Raw genomic sequence first — 23,530 nt, forward strand, 5'->3', positions numbered from 1 at the left:
TACGCCTATTCTAACAAGTTGGGTATGAAAAATCAAGCCCTTTGCACTTGTTAGTCGTTCTTTTTGTTACGGTCAGAAATAATGCTTTCCGATACAGACTTCGGCACCTCAGAGTAGTGTGCGGGCTCCATAACATACTGGCCGCGGCCCTGTGTTTTGGAACGCATGTCGGTCGCATAACCGAACATTTCAGAAAGCGGAACTTCCGCGTTGATCTGCTGTGCACCAGATACAGCATCCATGCCCAGAATCATACCACGGCGGGAGTTCAGGTCGCCGATAACGTCGCCCATATACTCATCCGGAACAGTAACAACAACCTTCATGATGGGTTCCATCAAAACCGGGTCAGCTTTTCTCATAGCCTCTTTGAACGCCATAGAACCGGCGATCTTAAATGCCATTTCAGAGGAGTCGACCTCATGGTAGGAGCCATCATACAGGGTAACCTTTACGTCAACAACGTTGTAGCCTGCCAAAATACCGGTTTGCATCGCGCCCTGAATACCTTGATCGATAGGAGCAATATATTCTTTCGGGATCGCGCCGCCAACTACAGCATTCACGAACTCGTAGCCCTTGCCCGGGTTGGGCTCAATACGAATCTTAGCATGACCATACTGGCCTTTACCGCCAGACTGTCTTGCATACTTCGTATCAGCATCGGAGTTTCTGCGAATAGTCTCTTTGTAAGAAACCTGGGGCTTACCAAAGTTGGCCTCAACCTTAAATTCACGCAGCAAACGGTCTACGATGATTTCGAGGTGAAGCTCGCCCATGCCGGCGATGATGGTTTGGCCAGTCTCTTCATCGGTGTAAGCCTTGAAGGTAGGATCTTCTTCTGCGAGTTTCACAAGAGCAAGACCCATCTTTTCTTGGCCAGCCTTTGTTTTCGGCTCAATTGCAACACGAATAACAGGCTCCGGGAATTCCATAGACTCAAGGATTACCGGGCTCTTCTGGTCACACAGGGTGTCACCAGTCACGGTATTCTTGAGGCCAACCGCCGCTGCAATATCGCCCGCATACACGGTATCAATATCCTGACGATGGTTTGCGTGCATCTGCAAAATACGGCCGATGCGCTCGTTGTTATCCTTCGTAGAGTTGTACACGGTAGAACCAGCCGTGAGTATACCGGAGTATACACGGAAGAAGCACAGCTTACCAACGAAGGGGTCGGTAGCAATCTTAAACGCCAAAGCAGAGAAGGGCTCTTCATCCGAAGAATGGCGAACCTCAGCCTCATTGGTGTCAGGATTTACTCCCTTAATTGACTCAATGTCTGTTGGAGCAGGCATATAATCAATAATCGCATCAAGCAGCTTCTGAACGCCCTTATTTTTATAGGACGTACCGCAGGTAACCGGAACCATGTGGTTCGCCAGAGTTGCCTTGCGGATGCAGTCACGGATTTCTTCCTCTGTAAGAGCTTCCCCGTTGAGGTACTTCTCAAACAAAGCATCATCCTGCTCAGCCACATGCTCTACCATCTCGGTGTGGTATTTGTCCGCCAGCTCTTTCATATCCTCGGGAATCTCTTCCTCGCGAATATCTTTGCCCAGATCATCGTAGTAAACATAAGCTTTCATGTTTACAAGGTCGATGATACCGCGGAACGTATCTTCACTGCCAATTGGCAGCTGAATCGGAACCGCATTGCACTTGAGGCGGTCCTTCATCATCTGTACCACGCGGTAGAAGTCGGCACCCATAATGTCCATCTTATTTACATAAGCCATACGGGGAACCTTGTATTCCTCAGCCTGACGCCATACGGTTTCAGACTGAGGCTCAACTCCTCCCTTTGCGCAGAAAACGGTAACAGAACCGTCCAATACGCGAAGGGAGCGCTCTACCTCAACAGTAAAGTCAACGTGGCCAGGAGTATCAATAATATTGACTCTATGCCCCTTCCAAAAGCAGGTAGTCGCAGCGGAGGTAATAGTAATACCTCTCTCCTGCTCCTGTGCCATCCAGTCCATGGTAGCGGAGCCGTCATGGGTTTCACCAATTTTATGGTTAATACCCGTATAATACAGAATTCGTTCTGTGGTAGTCGTTTTACCAGCATCGATATGAGCCATGATGCCGATATTTCTTGTCATTTGAAGCGATACCTGCCTCGGCATAGTTTCCTCCTTAAATCTGAAAAATGTATCCGCTCATGATTACACACGGAAAATCTTTCGGTCAGCGCCGGAAAATTACCACCTGTAATGAGCAAACGCCCTGTTGGCCTCCGCCATCTTATGCGTATCGTCACGCTTTTTGGCAGCGCCACCGGCACCATTAATCGCATCAAGGATTTCTCCGGCAAGTCTTTCTTTCATGGTCTTTTCAGATCTCAATCTCGAATAACGAGTGAGCCAACGCAGACCCAGCGTTTGTCTTCTCTCAGGGCGAACCTCCATAGGAACCTGGTAGGTAGCACCGCCAACACGGCGAGCCTTAACCTCTAGAGAAGGCATTACGTTCTCCATAGCCTGCTCGAAAACCTCGAGCGGCTCTTTTCCTGTTTTCTCGCTGATAATATCAAATGCACCGTATACGATTTTCTGGGATACACCCTTTTTACCGTCCAGCATAATGTTATTAATCAGTCTGGTGACAAGCTTGGATTTGTAAAGCGGATCGGGCAAAACATCACGTTTCGCTATAGAACCTCTTCTTGGCACTTTACTTCCCTCCTTCACAAAAATGATATCATAGGTACTCGAAAGGACAAACTCCCGTGGGCCGAGAGACGCTCTTATCTATTAATACAAAAATCTATCAATATAAAAACGCCGCAGGTGTGCATGTGCACGCAGCCGTAAGGTTTCTGTCATATTCGGTTTTTAGCCCTTTTTCGCAGCGCCGGGCTTCGGACGCTTCGCACCGTATTTGGAACGGGCCTGCATGCGCTTTGCAACACCCTGGGCATCCAGAGTACCGCGAATAATGTGGTAACGCACACCAGGCAAGTCCTTTACACGACCGCCGCGAATCATTACAACACTATGCTCCTGCAGATTGTGACCAACACCAGGAATGTAAGCACTAACTTCAATTCCGTTGGAAAGACGCACTCTGGCAATCTTTCTAAGAGCCGAGTTCGGCTTCTTCGGTGTAGCGGTCTTAACAGAAGTACAAACGCCGCGCTTTTGAGGGGAATCCTGATCGATAGCAATACGCTTTTTGGAGTTCCAACCTTTTAATAGCGCAGGGGCCTTAGCCTTTCTTTCGCTGACTTCTCTGCCCTTGTGGACCAACTGGTTAAACGTGGGCATATGACACCTCCTCACTAAAGATTTATATGTTAAACAGGAATATTCTTCCCGTATTAACCGAATTGATACTATGGATGGCTTGTCTTTGCTCAATATAAGCAAGTAAAATTTTTACAATTAAATGGCGATTTCCCCGATTTCTTACCGAAAAAAAGAAAGTGAAAACGGAGAATTATAAGAATGCCATTTGTAAAAAATTCACAAGAACACAGCGGAATCCTGCCCTTTTTACGTTGCTTTGAGCAGGATTTTCGCTGTTCTTTTTACAAATCATCACAATTGGTTATTTTATCACGATACCGCGTCGTTTGTCAATACCGGGTTTTCGCACTCAACCTCAACATCGCCGTAGCATTTCATGCCGGTACCGGCGGGAATCAGCTTACCAATACAAACGTTTTCTTTCAGGCCGAGCAGCGGGTCAACCTTGCCTTTGATAGCGGCATCAGTAAGAACACGTGTTGTCTCCTGGAAGGATGCAGCGGAAAGGAACGAATCGGTAGCCAAAGAGGCTTTGGTAATACCGAGCAGCATGGGAGTAAAGGTTGCAAGCTGCAACTCAGTTTCGCCTGCGTTTATGCGCATTTGAACTGCCTCGTTCTCTGCCTCAAGGTCGCTCTTATCTACCAGTGCACTGGGCAGCAGGTTCGTGTCGCCTGCTTCTTCAATGCGAACCTTCTTCATCATCTGGCGAACAATAACCTCAATGTGCTTATCGTTAATATCAACGCCCTGCATACGGTAAACGCGCTGAACTTCCTGAATCAGGTAATCCTGCACGGCCTGCGGGCCGCTGATCGCAAGAACGTCGTGCGGGTTCACAGAACCTTCTGTCAATCTTGTACCCGCCTTAATCTCCTGTCCTTCCTTTACGCTAATGCGTGAGCCGAAGGGAACCAGATACGATTTTTGGTCGCTGTTCTCACGGTTGGTGATAACAACGTGGCGGTTCTTCTTGATTTCTTCAAACGAAACCACACCGGGAATTTCACTGATGATAGCAAGGTGCTTCGGCTTTCTTCCTTCAAAGAGCTCCTCAATACGAGGCAGACCCTGTGTAATATCTTCCGCACTGGCAACACCGCCGGTATGGAACGTTCTCATGGTCAACTGCGTACCAGGCTCACCAATAGACTGAGCCGCAATAATACCAACAGCCTCACCAACGTTAACCGGCTGGCCGTTTGCAAGGTTTGCGCCATAGCACTTTTTGCAAATACCGTGTCTTGCATGGCAATTCAGAATCGAGCGAATCCTAATATGAGTTGTACCCTTCGATACAATCAGTTCAGCCTCCGGCTCACCCATCAGCTTATCTTTTGAAACCAGCAATTCGCCGGTCTCTTCATCCACAAAGTCTTCCACAAGGTAACGACCCTGCAAACGCTCGGTGAGAGGCTCAATGGATTCTTTACCCTCGCGAATATCGAATACCTCAAGGCCTTCCATCGTACCGCAGTCGTCTTCACGAATGATGACTTCCTGCGAAACGTCAACCAGTCGGCGGGTCAGGTAACCGGAGTCCGCCGTTCTCAGAGCGGTATCAGCGAGGCCCTTACGAGCACCACGAGAAGAAATAAAGTATTCCAAAACGTTTAGGCCTTCACGGTAGTTTGCCTTGATAGGAATTTCAATGGTACGACCGGAGGTATTCGCAATCAGTCCGCGCATACCGGCGAGCTGACGAATCTGGCTCATCGAACCACGGGCGCCGGAGTCTGCCATCATAAAGATGGGGTTGTAGCGATCGAGCGCGTGCTGTAGAGCATCCGTAACCTCGTTTGTGGTTTTCTCCCAAATCTTCAGAACAGCATTGTAGCGCTCCGATTCGGAGAGCAAACCATTTCTGTACTCATCGGTAACCATATCGATTTGGTGGTCAGCCTCTTTAATGAGTGTCTTTTTCTCACCAGGAATGGTAGCATCGCTAACAGCAACGGTGATGGCACTCTTCGTTGAGTATTTATAACCCTGCGATTTCACGCTATCAAGCACTTCAGACGTTTTCGAAGTTCCATGCACACGGATGCAGCGGTCAATAATTTTGCCAAGCTGCTTCTTACCTGCCAAAAAGTCGATTTCGAATTTCAGGCGGTTTTCTGGAATGGAACGATCTACAAAGCCCAAATCCTGCGGGATGGGACGGTTGAAAATGATGCGGCCAACGGTGGTATCAACCAAACCGGTAACAAGCTCACCGTTAATCTCGAGAGAACGGCGCACCTTAATCTTGGCATGCAGCTCAACCACTCCTGTGTCATAAGCCATCAAAGCTTCATCCACATCGCGGAAGATTTTGCCCTCGCCCAGCTCGCCGTCCTTATCTAGGGTCAGATAATAGGAGCCCAGAACCATATCCTGTGTTGGAACTGCAACCGGGCGTCCATCGGAGGGCTTGAGCAGGTTGCCGGCAGCCAGCATCAAGAAGCGAGCTTCGGCCTGTGCCTCTGCGGAAAGCGGCACGTGAACCGCCATCTGGTCACCGTCGAAGTCCGCATTATATGCGGTACAAACCAACGGGTGAAGCTTTAATGCACGACCCTCAACCAGAACCGGTTCAAACGCCTGAATACCCAAGCGGTGAAGCGTAGGTGCACGGTTCAATAAAACCGGGTGATTTTTAATTACGATTTCAAGTGCATCCCAAACCTCGGGCTTTGCACGCTCAACCGCTTTTCTCGCCGCTTTAATGTTACCAGCAAGACCGGTTTCAACCAAGCGCTTCATAACAAAGGGCTTAAACAGCTCAAGAGCCATTTCTTTTGGCAGACCACACTGGAACATCTTGAGTTCAGGACCAACAACGATAACCGAACGACCAGAATAGTCAACACGCTTACCCAGCAGGTTCTGGCGGAAACGACCCTGCTTACCCTTCAGCATATCCGAAAGGGATTTGAGCGGGCGGTTGTTCGGGCCAGTGACCGGGCGGCCGCGACGGCCGTTATCAATCAGAGCGTCAACAGCTTCCTGCAGCATACGCTTTTCATTGCGAACGATAATATCCGGCGCACCAAGCTCCAACAGTCTTTTCAGACGGTTGTTACGGTTGATAACGCGGCGGTACAGGTCGTTGAGGTCGGAAGTCGCAAAGCGGCCGCCGTCAAGCTGTACCATGGGGCGAAGATCGGGCGGAATAACCGGAACCGAGTCCATAATCATCCATTCGGGGCGGTTGCCGGAAAGGCGGAACGCCTCCATAACCTCGAGCCTTTTCAGGATGCGAACGCGCTTCTGCCCAGAGGAATTCTCCAGCTCGACCTTTAGCTCCTCAGACTCTTTTTCAAGGTCAATCTCCGCAAGCAGAGTCTGAATTGCTTCAGCGCCCATGCTTGCCTTGAAATCGTCCTCATATTTTTCACGCATATCGCGGTATTCTTTTTCGTTGAGCATTTGCTTCTTTTGCAGCTCACGCACATTACCTGGGTCGGTAACAATATAAAGGGCAAAGTAGAGAACCTTCTCCAGCATACGAGGAGAGATGTCCAGAATCAATCCCATGCGGGAAGGAATGCCCTTAAAGTACCAAATGTGAGAAACAGGTGCAGCCAGCTCAATGTGGCCCATGCGCTCACGGCGAACCTTTGCGGTTGTTACTTCAACGCCGCAGCGTTCGCAGATTTTACCCTTGTAACGAATTCTCTTGTATTTTCCGCAGTGGCACTCCCAGTCCTTCTGCGGCCCGAAAATTCTTTCGCAAAATAAACCATCACGTTCCGGTTTCAGGGTGCGGTAATTAATCGTTTCGGGCTTTTTTACTTCGCCGTGCGACCATTCGCGGATGGTATCCGGAGAAGCGAGGCCGATTTTCATTGATTCAAATACGTTAAATTCCATGTTGCAACCCCCTGTTTATTCCATATCATCGCTAGTAGTCGTTTCGCTTTCGAAGGGATCCTCCTCGTCATCTTCTGAGAACAGATCCGCTTCCTCTTCGTAGGAATCGTCCAGGTCGGGATCTTCCACTGTATATCCATCGAAATTATCCTGTGTGGCAACCGTAGGCTCATCAAAATTGTCGCCAGACGGTGTGAATCCAACATCGTCGTCGTAGTTCACCTGAAGGTCAACTTCTTCGTTATTAGAGTCAAGCACCTTAACGTCCAGAGCCAGAGACTGCAGTTCCTTAATCAGAACCTTAAAGGATTCCGGCACGCCGGGCTTCGGAATGTTTTGTCCCTTTACAATGGCTTCGTACGTTTTCACACGGCCTACCACGTCATCGGACTTAACGGTCAGAATTTCCTGCAAGGTATACGCAGCGCCGTAAGCTTCCAGCGCCCAAACTTCCATCTCTCCGAAGCGCTGACCACCAAACTGTGCTTTACCACCCAGCGGCTGCTGAGTAACCAAGGAGTAGGGGCCTGTGGAACGAGCATGGATTTTATCATCAACCAAGTGATGGAGCTTGAGGTAATACATATAGCCAACGGTAACGGGGTTGTCGAACAGCTCGCCGGTGCGGCCGTCTCTCAGCTCTACCTTACCGTCTTCTCTCATACCGGCCTCGCTCAGGCAAGCACGAATATCATCTTCATGCGCACCGTCGAATACGGGGGTCATGATTTTCCAGCCAAGTGCTTTTGCTGCACGGCCAAGGTGAACTTCCAAAACCTGACCGATGTTCATACGAGACGGAACGCCCAGAGGGTTCAAAACAATATCGAGCGGGCGGCCATCCGGCAGGAAGGGCATATCCTCTTCTGGCAGAATGCGAGAAACAACACCCTTGTTTCCGTGGCGACCTGCCATCTTATCACCAACCGAGATTTTTCTCTTCTGAGCAATATAGCAGCGAACCACTTTGTTAACACCAGGGCTCAGCTCATCGTGGCTGTTTTCACGGGTGAACACCTTTACATCCACAACAATACCGTATTCACCATGCGGTACACGCAGGGAGGTATCGCGAACCTCACGAGCCTTCTCACCGAAGATAGCTCGCAGCAGGCGTTCTTCCGCAGTCAGCTCGGTTTCACCCTTGGGAGTTACCTTACCAACTAGAATATCACCGGCACGAACCTCAGCACCCACGCGGATAATACCGTTCTCGTTGAGGTCACTGAGCAAATCTTCGTTTACGTTCGGAATATCGCGGGTAATCTCTTCCGGCCCAAGCTTTGTGTCGCGGGCTTCGATTTCATATTCTTCAATATGAATGGAAGTGTACACATCTTCGCGAACAATCTTTTCATTGATAAGAACAGCATCCTCGTAGTTATAACCTTCCCAGGTCATAAAGCCAATCAAGGCGTTTTTACCAAGGCTGATTTCACCGCCGTCGGTTGCAGGGCCATCAGCGATAACTTCGCCTGCCTCAACCTGCTGGCCACGGTCTACCAGCGGAACCTGATTAATACATGTTCCCTGGTTGGAACGCATAAACTTAGTAACGCGGTAGGTGTCTACCTCGCCGTTATCCGCTGTGATGCGAATTTCGTCTGCACTTACACTGCGAACCACACCGGCACGCCTTGCAAGCAGGCAAACACCGGAGTCAACACCGGCCTTGTATTCCATACCGGTACCAACAATGGGGCTCTCGGTTGTCAGCAGCGGAACTGCCTGCCGCTGCATGTTGGAACCCATCAGCGCACGGTTGGCATCATCGTTCTCAAGGAAAGGAATCATTGCGGTTGCAACAGACACAACCATACGGGGAGAAACGTCCATAAAGTCGGCACGGGCGCTTTCTACCTGCACAAACTCATCGCGGTAACGGCCGTTAATCTTGGGGTGAACAAAGTGGCCTTCTTCATCCAACGGTTCGTTGGCCTGCGCCACAATGTAATCATCCTCAACGTCGGCAGTCATATACTCTACTTCTTCGGTAACGCAGCCGGTTGCCTTATTCACACGGCGGAACGGTGCTTCAATAAAGCCATATTCGTTAATGCGTGCAAATGTAGCAAGGTACGAAATCAGACCGATGTTCGGGCCTTCTGGCGTTTCAATTGGGCACATACGGCCATAGTGGCTGTAGTGAACGTCTCGAACTTCAAATCCGGCGCGGTCACGGGACAAACCACCGGGTCCCAACGATGACAGACGGCGCTTATGCGTCAGCTCTGCAAGCGGGTTATTCTGATCCATAAACTGAGACAGCGGAGAGGAACCGAAGAATTCCTTAATTGCCGCTACCACAGGACGGATGTTAATCAGTGAATGAGGAGTCAGGATTTCCAAATCCTGTGCCTGCAAGGTCATTCTTTCACGAATGACGCGCTCCAAACGGGAGAAACCGATGCGGAACTGGTTCTGCAGCAGCTCGCCAACAGAGCGAATACGGCGGTTGCCCAAGTGATCAATATCATCAATATGGCCAAGGCCCATTGCAAGGCAGTTTAAGAAGTTAATCGACGAGAAAATATCGTCAATAATAATGTGCTTAGGTACGAGCTCATCTGCACGGGCACGCAGAGTTTCTTTCAACTCTTCTTCGCCATCGCAGCTTTCCAGAATCTCAACCAACACACTAAAGCGAACGCGCTCGTTAATGCCGCACTCTGCTTTTGCATCAAACGGAACAAAATCGTTCAGGTTTACCATGCCGTTCGAAATCACTTTGATTTCACGCTCGCCCTGCTGCACAAACGCAGTAGATACACCAGCGTTATCAATCTGCATGGCTTTTTCAAGTGAAATAACTTCACCAGCCTCGGCCATCAGCTCGCCGGTAAGCGGGTTAATGATGGGGCGCGAAAGCTGCTGGTCGGTAATTCTGCCAGCTAGGTTCAGCTTCTTATTATATTTATAGCGACCAACACGAGAAAGATCGTAACGTCGTGCATCGAAGAACAGCCCGTTAATGTGCGTTTGAGCACTCTCAATGGTGGGCGGCTCACTGGGGCGCAGCTTGCGGTAAACCTCAAACAGAGCCTCTTCGGTATTCTTGCAGGGGTCTTTCTCAATGGTTGCCAGAATGCGGTCATCCTCGCCAAAGTACTCGCGGATTTCCTCATCCGTAGAAAGGCCGAGCGCACGGATAAACACCGTGATCGGGATTTTGCGGTTCTTATCAATACGAACATAGAACACGTCGTTCGCATCGTTTTCGTATTCCAACCAAGCACCGCGGTTTGGGATTACAGTAGCACTGAACAGCTCTTTACCAGTCTTATCGTAATCCATTTTATAATAAACGCCGGGAGAACGAACTAACTGCGATACAATAACGCGCTCCGCACCGTTAATCACAAAGGTTCCACTGTCTGTCATAAGCGGGAAATCGCCCATGAAAACCTCGGATTCTTTAATTTCTCCGGTTTCCTTATTCAGCAGGCGGGCCGTTACCCGAAGAGCCGCAGCGTAGGTAGTATCACGTTCCTTACATTCCTCTACACTGTAATTAGGCTTGTCATCCAGTTTGTAGTTTACAAAATCGAGAACCAGGTTCCCGGTGTAATCCGTAATACCGGAAACATCGCGAAAAACCTCTTTGAGGCCCTCTTTTAAAAACCACTGGTAGGAATTCTTCTGTACCTCGATCAAGTTCGGCATGTCCAAGACTTCATCAATCCGGGAGAAGCTCATACGAGTATTCTTGCCTAGTTGTACCGGTTTGACATTCACCATTGGCTCAATCACTCCATTCATATATTTCACCATCTTTGTCGGATAAACAAACTTTCCTGCCGGCGACACCACCGCTTCGGTAAAATTTTAAAAGATGCTCTTGCCTTTTTCCAAAAAGCGTGTTAGAATAGACCTAAAGTTAAGGGAAAAAGTATACGTTTCCATGATGATGCAGTATATTATTTTATTACAATATAGTGCATTTGTCAAGTATATCCTGAAAGATAATTGGAATAATTCTAACCAAATAAACATATTCTAGTATTTTATTGAATAAAAGAGAGATTTTCGATCCTTTTCGCATAGCGAAAGGGATATTTTTATGTCCAAATCCCAATCAGTGCTTTTATTGACAATCGTCTTAAACAGAGTATACTGAACTGGAAACACCTAATACGGGCGTGCCCGTTGGTGATAATCTAGGTCAAAAGGAGCGAAAAGCGATGAGTGAAACCTGCAACCATTCCTGTAGTAGCTGCAGTTCAGACTGTGCCAGCCGTACCGAACCGGCAAGTCTTTTAGAAGCACCCCACAGCCAAAGCCGTATTAAAAAAGTAATCGGTGTTGTGAGCGGTAAGGGCGGTGTTGGTAAATCCTCCATTACAGCCATGCTTGCTGTGCTAGCAAACCGTATGGGTTTGGTAAGCGGCGTATTGGACGCAGATATAACCGGCCCCTCCATTCCAAAGCTATTCGGCATCACCGAAAAAGCAATGGCAAACCAGAATGGGATTCTCCCCGTCTTGAGTGAAACAGGAATCAAGATGATTTCCGTTAATCTTTTATTGGATAACCCAACCGACCCCGTTTTATGGCGTGGCCCAATTGTAGGCGGCGTGGTAAAGCAGTTCTGGAAGGACGTTATTTGGGGCGATGTAGACGTTCTGTTTATTGATATGCCTCCGGGAACGGGAGATGTCGCGCTGACCACATTCCAGTCGATTCCGCTGGATGGCATTATCTTGGTCACCTCTCCGCAGGAGCTGGTTTCGATGATTGTTTCGAAAGCAGTAAAGATGGCAGAGATGATGAACGTTCCGATTCTTGGTCTAATAGAGAATTACTCTTATGTGGAGTGTCCCGACTGCAATAAAAAGATTGCTGTGTTTGGGGAAAGTCATGTGGATGAGATTGCACAGGAACATAACCTAAAGGTTCTTGCCAAGCTGCCTATTGACCCCGCCTTGGCAGCAGCGTGTGACAGCGGCAACGTAGAGGGCTACCCCGCCTCTATTCTCGAAGAAACAGCCGATTTGGTTTCTGAATGGAAGAAACCCGAGAAGCAATAATGAAGTATGAAAAGGACCTCTCTTCCCGCGATTGCGGTGATGGGAGGTCCTTTTTCATTATATAAGCAGCAGTTTGATCTTAATAATGAAGATTTTAAAGCGGCTAGTACCGCAGAGAAATTCTTCTTTCTTTTCATTCGCCCCTCAAGCCGGGGCAGGCTCGCCTTTTCTCGATGAGGAGAAAAGGCGGAAAGACTCACCAAAGGCTCTGCCTTTGGATTCCGTTTGGGAAACGACCCCAAGGTGTAAAACAATAGCTACTGGTAAGGCGCTCCATTAAAAATTCCCACTCTCCTAGCCATGATAAAAAAACAAGCATCGGATTCCATCCGTCGGCGGTCATTTTTAGAGCGCTCTCGTTCCCTCGCAGAAAACATGTATCACAACATGGTTCTTCACATTTACAAGCAACAGCGCAAAACCATACTCACAATCTGCAACGCACAGGCTTGTTTCCTGTGCGGAAAACAGATGCAGAGCGGGAGCTCACTCGGATTCCAAAGGCAGAGCCTTTGGTCGTTGAGAGGGAATCCAAAGGGAGAGAATCGATACTCTCCCTTTGGAAAGCCTTTGCCTACTTTCACCCTTTCGTGAAAGTAGGTGCCCGCCCCGGCACGAGGGGCAAAGCCCTGCGCCTAAGCGCAAAACTTCCTTTACGAACAAAACAATAACTCCCCGAATCAAAAGAGAAAATGAATATGACATGAGAGGCAAAAAACTGCGCCTAAGCGCAAAACTTCCTTTACGAACAAAACAATAACTCCCTGAATCAAAAGAGAAAATGAATATGACATGAGAGGCAAAAAGCTGCGCCGTAGTGCGGTAAGATATTAAAAATCGACTTAGGGTTCTAATACAGAAAAGTAAACCATCCTCATCACATTGCCCCAATGGTTTTCAAACAGCAGCTCTGCTGGGTAAACCTCACGCCTGCCTAGATTCGATACAATAACATGCTCACCGTCGGCATCCTCCGCCCACCCGGTAATCGTCATCCAATGCCAGTTGTTTTCTCTCATTTTTGGGGAACGGTGCTTTAATAGTAAAAGTGCTACCGGGTTCCCGTTGGCAATCGCTTCTTTTAGAAAGCGCATCCGCCCCTCACGGCTTTGGTGGTGAAATAAAGTATGTGCCTTAAGCATGGTGCCGTTGTCACCGGCAAATAATAAAAACTTGTGCACAAACTGCCGTGCCACGGGGAAGCCCATCGGCCCGGGAGTCATATAGCGGTACACTTTTTCCATCAACTGCATGTAATCACTTTTGGAGAACCGCTCTATATCCCCTTTGTAAAGACCGCGGCACTCCGGATGCTGAGACGCATAATAGGCAGCCAAATTCGCACCCGCCACACTGGCACAGCCCGCAGTGCGTTGGAACGCCTGCAAAAACCACGCCTGATTCCCTCCGTACCCCGCTTGTACATTATTTTCCCACACAATAGGAAACGGCAGCTCATGAATACCCATAGCAGTACCTCCGCTCAAACTCGTCTACTTTCGCGCTCTTTTTCATTATATGCGGACAACGTCTCTGCGCGAATTCTGAATTCACTGCCAAGTCGCCCATCTCTGATTTTAACCGTATAATATGCCTGCATGTTGCATGTGTCAATGCTAACCCCATGTTATAGAGTTTTTATGCTAACATTATATTTAAAAACAGTTGCTTTTGCAACATACAAATGTCTCCTATTTTGGTATACTATCATTAACTTAAAAATATCCGCCAATAAAGCCGAACTGAAAGGACGGAATGAATATGAACAAGTACTTTAAACTTACCGATACGGTTTACGATATTACTGAAAAATACCCCGAGGCAAAGGAGCTCTTGATTTCTCACGGATTTGAACAGCTGAAAAACGATTTAATGCGTAAAACCATGGGGCGCACTATCTCACTAGAAACAGCTCTGAAGAGCCGCAAAATCAACCCAGAGCTTTTTGTTCAGAAGCTAACTGACGCAATCGAACAAGAGCAGTATTCCACTGGTACCGGGCTTTCCGCAATGAAAAAAGAAAGCGGTGCTGAGATTCGGGTAGAGGGCGTTCTTCCCTGCCCCATACGCTTGCCTTTGCTGGAAAAGCTTGAAAGTTGGCTGAAAGAGAACGGCGACATTGCCGCGAAGACCGACTATGATTTAAAAGCCGCCAGCATGGGGCTTGATGGCACAAAAGAGCGTGTACTCGCCGCACACGGAGACGCCGAGAAGCTGTCTGACCTGTATCTTTCCGCCGGATTTGACCTATTCTTCGACCACAAGCTGATGGGTCGTTACCGTGACGCTGGTGTGTTTGAAGACATTTCTGGTCTTGAGCATTTAAACCCCGATTTTGAGAACGAGCATATTAATTTAAGAGACCCTAAGGGTCAATACACCATTATTGGTGCCGTAGCCTGCGTATTCATGGTAAACACGCAAGTTTTGGGCGACCGCCGCTTTCCCTCCAGCTGGGAGGACCTTCTCAGCCCGGAATTTGAGAATAGTATCTCTCTTCCAGTTCGAGATTTGGACATGTTCAACGCGCTTACCCTGCACATTCGCCGCTTCTTTGGCAAGGAAGGCGTTGAGAAGCTCGGGCGCAATCTGCTGAGTGGTATGCACCCGGCGCAGATGGTAAAAGCCGGTAAGCAGCAGCAAGGCCCTGCGGTTTCCATTACTCCGTACTTTTTCACCCAAATGATTGACGACAAAAGTCCGCTTGTACCGGTTTGGCCGAAAGAGGGTGCCATTATAAGTCCCATTTTCCTCCTTACAAAAGCAGCTTCCAAAGATAAGGTAAAACCATTTGTTGATTTCCTTTTCTCCAAAGAGGTTGGCGAGTTAATGTCTGTAAACGGCAAATTCCCGTCCACCAATCCACTTGTAAACAATCATCTTGCCCCAGAGCAATCCTTTCTGTGGCTAGGTTGGGACTATATTCACGAAAATGATATTGGCGCATTAATCTTGGAAACGGAGCGTGATTTCTATGCCGCTGCCGGAAAGGAGTTTGTATGAATCTAACGATATTCTCTGGTCCTCCTTCCTCGGGTAAGACCTCTGTTATTTTAAAAACCATTGCCACTCTCCAGGGGCGCGGCATAAAAGTGGGCGTCGTAAAGTTCGACTGCCTGTACACCGATGATGACGTCGCTTATGAAAAGGCGGGTGTTCCTGTCAAAAAGGGGCTCTCCGGTGCACTTTGCCCCGACCATTTCTTTGCCTCCAACATTGAGGAGATTGTAAAGTGGGGCAACCGCACTGGGCTTGATTTGCTAATTAGTGAATCTGCTGGATTATGCAATCGCTGTTCCCCCTATCTAAAAGAAATCAAAGGCATTTGTGTGATTGATAACCTTTCGGGCATTAACACCCCAAAGAAGATTGGCCCTTTGCTGAAATCTGCCGATATTGTGGTCATTACCAAGGGGGACATTGTTTCGCAGGCAGAGCGCGAGGTGTTTTCTTCCCGTGTTAGCTCGGTCAATCCCCGCGCGATTGTAATGCACGTGAACGGTCTGACCGGGCAAGGTGCTTACGAGCTTGGTACGCTGGTTTACGATGAAGAAAAGCGTGTGGATTCTGTACAGGGAATGCAGCTTCGCTTCCCAATGCCCGCCGCCCTTTGCTCCTACTGTTTGGGTGAAACACGAATTGGCGAGAACTACCAATTGGGGAACATAAAGAAAATCGACTTAGGGGAGGATTTGGCATGATGGAGCAAACCATTGCACAGCTTCTCACGGAATACCCGTTTGTTTCAGCTTATTTTAATCAAAACAAGCTGGATGTTGCCGGCTATGAAGCAATGACCTTCCCACAGTTTTTAGAGCATTTCTCACCACTAGAGGTGGAAGAAATGGCAATCGACAAAGAAAACCTTTTAGCCGACCTACCCATATACATTCAGCAAATGAAGGAATTTCTGGGGATGGACGCTTCTTCTCTTGTTCATTCCCTCACCATACTGCCGGGGCACGATAAAAATGGTGTACCAGAAGGATTTGACCGCCTAACTGTAAGCAGCTCGCAGATTATCTCCATTGTTGGGCCAACCGGCTCCGGCAAAAGCCGCCTCTTAGCAGACATTGAGTGGGCGGCACAGGGAGACACCCCCACCGGCCGAAGTATCCTCATAAATGAGGAAAAACCAGATAATAAATGGCGGTTTTCCTCCGGCAACAAGCTGGTTGCCCAGCTTTCTCAAAACATGAACTTTGTAATGGATTTAACAGTACAGGAGTTTTTGGAGCTACATGCCCAAAGCCGCTTGTGCGACAATGCCGATACGGTGATTGCCCGCATTATTGAAGAAGCGAACCACCTTGCCGGTGAAAAATTTCGTTTGGATACTCCCGTAACTAGCCTCAGTGGTGGGCAGTCCCGTGCACTCATGATTGCCGACACCGCAATCTTGAGCACTTCACCTATCGTTTTGATTGATGAAATTGAAAATGCGGGAATTGACCGCAAAAAAGCGTTAAAGCTCCTTGTTGCCGAGGATAAAATTGTACTCATGGCTACGCATGATCCCTTGCTTGCACTGATTGCAGACCGCCGAATTGTAATTCGCAACGGCGGTATTCATAAAGTAATCACCACCAGTGAGCAGGAACGCGAGCTTTTGGGAAAATTGGAGAGTATGGATGCCATTATTCAAAACACCCGCCACAAGCTGCGGGATGGTCAGCTTCTCTCTACTGCACTTTTATCTTAATACTTTTGAAAGCTATTATATTAAAACATTCTTTTCAAAGTCTCCTACGAATATATTATGAAATGTATAAAGCCGCCACGATTAATATCGTGACGGCTTTGCTTCTTCTAAGTGGAAAAAAGTATCTTCTGTTATTAAATGGCCTTTTCAGCCTTTACACGCTTGAACGAGATAGATAAAAACACAGCGGGTACCTTTGCTTCAAATCGAAGAAGCTTCCCGGTGACTGGGTGGCGAACTTCCAACAGTCCTGCGTGCAGGCCAAGGCGTTTAAAAGGGCTTCCCTTTGCGCCGTATTTTTTATCGCCCACAACTGGGCAGCCTTTTTCTTTCATATGAACGCGAATCTGATTTTTACGCCCAGTTTGCAGAAAAACATCTACCAATGAGTACCCCGGCGCAACTCCAATTACTTTATAGTCGGTAATCGATTCTAAACCCTCGTCGCTTTTTTCTCCGGAGTAAACCATTAAATTCTTTGTTTCATAAAGCCAAGTGTGAATACGCCCGCTCATTGGTTCGGGACACCCCTCCACTACAGCGGTATACTTTCTGGTTTTCACCAAACTGCTCCAATTGTCTTGCATTGCATATTTCATCTCGGAGGTTTTTGCCGCAAGCAATACACCCGAGGTATCTCGGTCAAGCCGGTGAACAATAAAAATGCGGGAGTTTGGGTCGCTTTGCTGCACATGCTCCGTCATTTGGTGGTAAGCCGTGCGTTCTTTTTCTTTCTCATTCGAAATAGAGAGTAGGCCAGCAGGCTTATTAATGACCAAAAGCTCGTCATCTTCATACAAAATTTCAAGTGCTCTTCCACCTGCAGCGGGTACCTCTGGTGCCCAGCGAACCTGAACAGCTTGCCCCGGGCGCACGGGGTAGTCGTAGCGGGTTGCAACACGGTTATCTACCAAAACTGCACCGCGCACCAGCAGCGACTTAATATTGTTACGTGATTTTCCCCGCAAATTATCGCGTAAAAAATCAATCAGAATTCCGGCTTGTTGCACCTGTAACACAACCGGCGCACGCGGATTCTTTTCTCGGGGCTTCTCTTTCTTTTTCATGGGGTCCCCTTTCTTTCTTAAAAAGAGCAGCAGTATTGCCGCCCTGTTAGCGGATAATGTGAATTTCAGCCTTACGTGGAGGGGCGGCTGGCAGTTTGTTTTTAGGCCAGCCAAGTGCGAGTGTTCCGTAAATATCGTGATCCTCCGGAATCGCAAGTTCCGCCATCAGGCTTCGAATGACCGGCTGGCGTGTTAAACCGGGAAGATGATTGAGCCAGCACGAGCCAATTCCAAAAGAATGAGCGGCCAGCATCATATTTTCCAACGCAACAGCCGTATCGGCTAAAGCGTTCACATTTTCACGTTGGTTTGAAACGATTACGTAAGTAGGCGCACGAAACAAAAATTCGGAGTCCTCCCGTTCTGCCTTTGTTTTTAGGAACGAAACGTACGGGTGGGTATCTTCCTCTATTGTAACAGCGCGTAGAGCATTGCGAATTGCTGTATTAATGCCCGCCATCACCTGCGGATTCTGCACAGCGGTAAACTTCCATGTTTGCAGGTTTCTGCCGGAAGGTGCATAGGAACCTGCAAGAAGAATTTGATTCAGGCTTTCCTCCGGAATCTGCCGTTCCTCAAAAGAACGAACGCTGCGTCTGGTAAGAATTGTATCCATCACTGGGTTCAATTTAGACCGCTCCTTTCGCGAGTCTTCCAAAACAAACAAGTGAAATACAGATATACTTTTATTTTATTATAACGCAGATCGTAATTCTTGTCGATAAAAGTGGAAGCAGCAGAATTCTCATATGAAGTTTTTCGGCAAATGTGAGGGTATTGAGAAAAACGAATCCTTCTTTCTATATATTATTACAATATGAAGTAGAGGTTAAACAAATGATAAATGTATTTTTATAATTAATTATATTGTTTTAAAAGGGAGCTGAGTGATATTTCACCCGGCTCCCTTTTTATTACTTTCTATCATATTTACCCTTTATCACTATTTCAAGTTTCCGGCAAGCGTCCATTTTAAATAAACACAGGAATGGATGTGCTTATATGAGAGGCTCCTCTACTTCCGCCACATCTGCACAAATCTCTTCTCTCAGCTGAAAGCCACTAATCTCATGCCGAAGAGTTTCTGCCTGAGCCGAAAGCTCCTGACTGGAGGCCGAGCTTTCCTCCGCAGTTGCAGCGTTTGTTTGTACCACAGCGGAGACTTGAGAAAGCCCTGTGGAAATTTGCTCAATTGCCGCAGTTTGCTGCTCAGAGGCCTTTGCGATATCTTTTGTTATGTCGCCAATGCGCCCTGCCTTTGTAAAAATCTCTTTTAGAATGTTGGCAGTTTCATCTGTGATTTTGGTACCCTCTTCTACCATAGCATCAGACTTTTGGATAAGCAACTCCGTCTTTTTCACTGCTTCCGTAGATTTTGCAGCGAGCTCTCTCACTTCATCTGCAACCACGGCAAAGCCTCTTCCGGCAGCACCTGCTCTTGCAGCTTCAATTGCGGCATTTAGGGCCAAAATATTGGTTTGCGCCGCTATGTCTTCGATCACCTTGGTGATTGTGCTAATCTGCGAGGAAGCATCGTCAATGCTTTCCATCGATTCTTCCAAGCGCTTCATATGGGAAATGCCCAACTCAAAGCTCTCATTGGTTTCTGCAACTAGTTGTGAGGCCTTCCCTACATGCTTCATATTCTCTTCTGCCTGTTCCGATACCTTCATAACAGAAGCAGAAAGCTGCTCCACCGTTGCGGCCTGCTCAGTTGCGCCGGAAGCCAACGCCTGCGCAGCGTTTGAAACCTGTGCCGCTCCCGCGCCTACCTGGTCCGCTGCAAGCCCAATTCTGCAAAGCGTGCTGTTGAGTGAATCAGATATACGCTCCAACGCTTCGCGGATTGGCGCAAAGTCGCCAACATACTCCTGCTCTACGGAAATTCGCATGTCACCGTCAGCTAATTTGGTGAGCAGTGCGGAAATCTCTTTTATATAGCCTTGCAAAACCGTGGCAGTTCGCTGGAACACTTCGCTTAAGTACCCAAGCTCATCGGAGGAATCCACGTGGTAATCCACACTTAGATTGCCCTGCTCCATATTTTCTGCCGCAGCAACCACGGTACCAATTGGTTTCAGCGCACGGCGCAGGGTAAAAACGATTCCGTTGGCAATACCAATGATTCCTAAAACACCAATTGCAATGAGCAGTGCCAGTATAAAATACACCTGCCGCAACGCATCATCTTTCGTTACAACAAAAGCACTAGAAAGCGGGGTGTCTACCCCTGTAATCTTTACTGGAATATGTACAATATAACTCTCCTTTTTAAAAAGAGAATCTGTTGCCTCCCACTGCTGCTGCTTGCCTTCTTTTGCTACCGTTATTATCTCGTCGTTTACTCCACCTGTAGCAAATTCTGAGCCCATAACGGAAGCGTTTTTGGAGTTCGCCAAGTACACCCCTTTACCGGAAAGTAAGTAGGTGTAGGCTTCTTTGTATTCACCGGTATCGAACTCGAGTGAGTTAATCGTATCCACAACAATATCGCAGTTGGCAACGCCCAAAAATTTGCCAGTGGAGGAAAGAATGGGATTGCTTATCGTAATCAGCCATACTCGTTTGCCATTACTAAGGTCGTAGGTATACGGCTCTGTAATATGTGGCTTTAATGTTTCTTTTGTCGGCAAGTAATAATCACTCTTGCCGTATGTACTGTAATCTGCCAATTCATCCAATAAAATAGAGCTGCCATTGCGGTAATAGTAATACGACTTGCCGTCGGGCGTATTGGGAACAAACGCATTTGGCTCCCACGCTGTATAAACGGAGAAAATGTGATCATCCGCTAGAACACTCTTCATCATACTCTTTGACAGCTCCACTTTATTGCTTATTAAAATGGAAGCATCGTACAAATCGGTAATAGAACCACTCAGTGCCTGCGCACGAGCCTGCATGGCATTCATATAGTCTGAAGATAGAGCAGCGTTGTTTTTTGCTAAAGTAGTTATTCCTGCACGGGTCATGTCGCGCACCATTGAAACCATCTGTACTCCCAAAACCACAACCATAATCGTGATGACAGCCGTCGTCATGAGAAGTAGCCTGGCAGGAATGCGGAACGTTAGTCGGCGAGTAAGGGGCACCGATTTTAAATATGTGTTTGCTTTTGAAGACAACTTCTCTTTTCTTCTAAACATTGTTCCACATCTCCCTTTAATAAAAATAAATTGATAGATATTTATGACAAAATATAAACATCGACTGTAAATTTAAAATAGGAGTTTTATATTTTTTGCAAGTTTTTTTCAATGAAATTATCAACGCTTTTCATAACACGCTGAAACGCTATTCAACCTCTTCTAAACATGATGTTTCAGGCAAATCTTCTTGCAACACTTTTTCTTCCGTTGTACTCAATGCCGTAATTCCCTGTGCATTCGCTTCCTTTTTTGCCAAGCGAACATAAATAAGGCTGTGGAAAATTACAATTACAATCCAGCCAATACCGGTAGCATAAGACACTGCACTCATGCCCATGCTCGAGATAAACAGGTACGATAAAATAACCCGCAGCGAAATATGAATCGTTGTACCGATCAGCGGTATATTTACCATACCGCTGCCACGGTAAAAGCCAACAAAGGCACTTCCTGTATAGCTTAAAAAATAGAAAAAACAAAGAATTTGAAGATAAGTAGTTCCATAAGAAATCGTCATTGCACTGCCGCTTGGCACAAACACGCGCATAAGTGGTTCCGCCGTAAAAAATAAAATGGATGAGAGCAACACCGCTATGAGAAGCATCCCTCTAAGGCCTGTAAAAAAGCCTTTCCTTGCGCGCGGGCGTTTCCCCGCACCGGTATTCTGCGCCACAAAAACAGAGATGGCCTCTGCCCCACTTTCACCTGCCGCTAGCACAATTCCCTCAATGCGAGTGGTAGCTGTATAGGCTGAAATGGCTGCAAGCCCCATCGTATTCACCGCACCCTGAACCAACAGCTTGCCTATGTAAAGGCTGGATTGATGCAAGGCCGAAACAAGAGAGAAACGGGTAATTTTCATAATTAAAGAACCGTCGTACCGCATGTCTTCACGCCCTATCCGCAAAAAGGAAAGTGTTCTACGAATATACAGAAAGCACAGCAAAGCGGAAATAATTTGAGCCAATACGGTAGCGAGAGCCGCACCCCGAACACCCAAATTCAGGTGCGCCACGAATAGAATTGCTAACAGCAAGCTAACTGCAATAGATATGAGTAAGAACACCAGTGCAGCACTTGTATTGCCGATTGCACGTAAAACAGCGGCAAAAAAGTTATAGAGAAAACAAGCAATAAGCCCCAAAAAAATGGTGTTTAAATACTCAACTGCAAAAGCGGAAACCTCTGGAGGTGTTTGAATTAGCCTAAGTAGAAATGGCGTGCAGGTAAGCCCCAGAACACCAATGAGCACGGTGAATGAAAGGCCAAATACCAACGATAAAAAGATTGCCTGCCGCAACGCCGGGTGATCTTTCTTTCCATATAGAGAGGCCATAATGACTGCGATACCGGTACAACAGCCGCCCAATATAAAAATGAACAGATTCATTACTGTTCCCGCGATGCCAATCGCCGCAAAGGCCGCTTCACCCAAGTACCGTTCCACAATGATGGAAGAAATAATGTTGTAGAATTGCTGTAAGATATTGCCGAATAGCAGTGGAAGAGCAAGCCGCACTAATATGGGTTGTATCTTCCCTTCGGATAGTGTGATGTTGGATGCCATAGTAAAAGAGTTCCTCCCGGGTTACAAATAGCTATATTATACCACAGGTGCAAAGCACCGTTGCGGTATATTTCTAATTGGCGAAGCTGGTAAAAAGCCGCTTGCGGGATTTTTACCACAGGTGCGAAGCACCGTTGTGGTATATTTCTAATTGGAGAAGCTGGTAAAAAGCCGCTTGCAGGGATTTTTACCACAGGTGCGAAGCACCGTTGTGGTATATTTCTAATTGGTGAAGCTGGTAAAAAGCCGCTTGCAGGGATTTTTACCACAGGTGCGAAGCACCGTTGTGGTATATTTCTAATTGGCAAAGCTGGTAAAAAGCCGCTTTTTGTAATTGGCGAAGCCAGTAAATAGACGCTTACGGGATTTTTATCTATAAGCACAATAAAATAGCTATTTAAGGTAATTATACCATATTTTTCTATTTTTTGTATAAGGTTATCCTCCAAAATTGCTTTTAAAAGTTTGTTGATAAATAAAAAGGCAGGCAGTGCCAAAAGCACTGCCTGCTAATTTTGTCATGTGGTTATTCTTTTTTCATCATTTAGCATCCGACTTTTTTGCCAAGCTGCGCGTTACCACAAAATTAACGTCGAGCCCCAATAGATTTGGTACAACAATATCGCCCACGTGTACAGGGGCCTTTAGTGTAATACCGTTAAGTAATCGCATAGCCTCAAAAATATCCTTTTTGGGGATTTCTCGGTCTGTTTTTACCGGAACTCGCTCAATGGAAGCACCCTCTATTTTCACCGTGGAGGTTACTGTACGGGTAGGGGCAGTCAGTTCTTTTTTGCCGTATACTTCTCCCCTCGGGCAGGAATTACCAGTAACCTTAAACCCGGTTTTTTCATCCACATGCAGGCGGCACCCCTTGGGACAAACAATACAAACCAGCTCTGTCATGCG

The 23,530-nt window shown here is 47.3% G+C and carries 17 protein-coding genes; 4 read left to right on the forward strand and 13 right to left on the reverse strand.

Translation table 11 applies throughout. The features are described from left to right. Positions 1-50: 50 nt before the first annotated feature. The 5 genes from fusA to rpoB all read right to left on the reverse strand — a co-directional run bounded on the left by fusA (position 51) and on the right by rpoB (position 10,847). Positions 51-2,132, reverse strand: a complete 2,082-nt coding sequence (gene fusA / locus CAN90_RS02795; protein WP_085832306.1) for an elongation factor G — start codon at positions 2,130-2,132, stop codon at positions 51-53. 75 nt (positions 2,133-2,207) lie between these two features. Beyond that, on the reverse strand, positions 2,208-2,678 hold the full coding sequence (gene rpsG / locus CAN90_RS02800; RefSeq protein ID WP_187138289.1) for a 30S ribosomal protein S7: 471 nt from the start codon (positions 2,676-2,678) through the stop codon (positions 2,208-2,210). Positions 2,679-2,840: 162 nt separating this feature from the next. Further along, complete coding sequence (rpsL, locus tag CAN90_RS02805; protein ID WP_009060375.1) at positions 2,841-3,272, reverse strand: 30S ribosomal protein S12; 432 nt, start codon at positions 3,270-3,272, stop codon at positions 2,841-2,843. 291 nt (positions 3,273-3,563) lie between these two features. Further along, a complete protein-coding gene (rpoC, locus tag CAN90_RS02810; protein WP_085832308.1) occupies positions 3,564-7,109 on the reverse strand; it encodes a DNA-directed RNA polymerase subunit beta' in 3,546 nt (1,181 codons plus the stop codon). A 15-nt stretch (positions 7,110-7,124) separates the two neighbouring features. Further along, complete coding sequence (gene rpoB / locus CAN90_RS02815) at positions 7,125-10,847, reverse strand: DNA-directed RNA polymerase subunit beta (RefSeq protein ID WP_085832814.1); 3,723 nt, start codon at positions 10,845-10,847, stop codon at positions 7,125-7,127. A 443-nt stretch (positions 10,848-11,290) separates the two neighbouring features. Between rpoB and CAN90_RS02820 the strand changes: the two genes are divergently transcribed. Beyond that, the gene (locus tag CAN90_RS02820; RefSeq protein WP_085832309.1) at positions 11,291-12,136 is read left to right on the forward strand and encodes an Mrp/NBP35 family ATP-binding protein; all 846 of its coding nucleotides are present in this window, start codon (positions 11,291-11,293) and stop codon (positions 12,134-12,136) included. A gap of 486 nt (positions 12,137-12,622) precedes the next feature. On the opposite strand, the gene CAN90_RS13580 is transcribed toward CAN90_RS02820, so the two are convergent. Both CAN90_RS13580 and CAN90_RS02825 read right to left on the reverse strand, forming a co-directional pair. Continuing rightward, the gene (locus CAN90_RS13580) at positions 12,623-12,799 is read right to left on the reverse strand and encodes a hypothetical protein (protein ID WP_159450351.1); all 177 of its coding nucleotides are present in this window, start codon (positions 12,797-12,799) and stop codon (positions 12,623-12,625) included. A gap of 179 nt (positions 12,800-12,978) precedes the next feature. Beyond that, positions 12,979-13,605 (reverse strand): hypothetical protein, encoded by a 627-nt coding sequence (locus CAN90_RS02825; protein WP_085832310.1) that lies wholly within the window; start codon positions 13,603-13,605, stop codon positions 12,979-12,981. Between the two features lie 292 nt (positions 13,606-13,897). Between CAN90_RS02825 and CAN90_RS02830 the strand changes: the two genes are divergently transcribed. From CAN90_RS02830 to CAN90_RS02840, 3 genes are read left to right on the forward strand one after another with little or no spacing between them, the layout of a single operon-like run. Further along, on the forward strand, positions 13,898-15,139 hold the full coding sequence (locus CAN90_RS02830; RefSeq protein ID WP_085832311.1) for an ABC transporter substrate-binding protein: 1,242 nt from the start codon (positions 13,898-13,900) through the stop codon (positions 15,137-15,139). Then, on the forward strand, positions 15,136-15,837 hold the full coding sequence (locus tag CAN90_RS02835) for a GTP-binding protein (protein WP_085832312.1): 702 nt from the start codon (positions 15,136-15,138) through the stop codon (positions 15,835-15,837). Before CAN90_RS02830 ends, CAN90_RS02835 begins: the two co-directional genes overlap by 4 nt. Continuing rightward, positions 15,834-16,838, forward strand: coding sequence for an ATP-binding cassette domain-containing protein (locus CAN90_RS02840; protein ID WP_085832313.1), 1,005 nt, complete (start codon positions 15,834-15,836; stop codon positions 16,836-16,838). Before CAN90_RS02835 ends, CAN90_RS02840 begins: the two co-directional genes overlap by 4 nt. A 134-nt stretch (positions 16,839-16,972) precedes the next feature. On the opposite strand, the gene CAN90_RS02845 is transcribed toward CAN90_RS02840, so the two are convergent. From CAN90_RS02845 to CAN90_RS02870, 6 genes are all read right to left on the reverse strand, one after another. Further along, entirely contained in the window at positions 16,973-17,905 is a 933-nt protein-coding gene (locus CAN90_RS02845) for an RluA family pseudouridine synthase (protein ID WP_085832314.1), read from the reverse strand. Positions 17,906-17,951: 46 nt separating this feature from the next. Continuing rightward, the gene (locus tag CAN90_RS02850) at positions 17,952-18,524 is read right to left on the reverse strand and encodes a nitroreductase family protein (RefSeq protein ID WP_242953581.1); all 573 of its coding nucleotides are present in this window, start codon (positions 18,522-18,524) and stop codon (positions 17,952-17,954) included. Positions 18,525-18,903: 379 nt separating this feature from the next. Then, positions 18,904-21,051 carry a methyl-accepting chemotaxis protein gene (locus CAN90_RS02855; RefSeq protein ID WP_085832316.1) on the reverse strand — a complete coding sequence of 716 codons (2,148 nt, stop codon included), beginning with the start codon at positions 21,049-21,051 and terminating at the stop codon, positions 18,904-18,906. 148 nt (positions 21,052-21,199) lie between these two features. Continuing rightward, positions 21,200-22,621, reverse strand: a complete 1,422-nt coding sequence (locus CAN90_RS02860) for an MATE family efflux transporter (RefSeq protein ID WP_085832317.1) — start codon at positions 22,619-22,621, stop codon at positions 21,200-21,202. Further along, the gene (locus tag CAN90_RS02865; RefSeq protein ID WP_085832319.1) at positions 22,573-23,118 is read right to left on the reverse strand and encodes a hypothetical protein; all 546 of its coding nucleotides are present in this window, start codon (positions 23,116-23,118) and stop codon (positions 22,573-22,575) included. Before CAN90_RS02865 ends, CAN90_RS02860 begins: the two co-directional genes overlap by 49 nt. A 43-nt stretch (positions 23,119-23,161) precedes the next feature. Next, complete coding sequence (locus CAN90_RS02870) at positions 23,162-23,527, reverse strand: DUF1667 domain-containing protein (RefSeq protein WP_085832320.1); 366 nt, start codon at positions 23,525-23,527, stop codon at positions 23,162-23,164. Between the last annotated feature and the right edge of the window lie 3 nt (positions 23,528-23,530).

The sequence above is a fragment of the Clostridium merdae genome, assembly GCF_900176635.1.
Lineage (GTDB): Bacteria > Bacillota > Clostridia > Oscillospirales > Acutalibacteraceae > Faecalispora > Faecalispora merdae.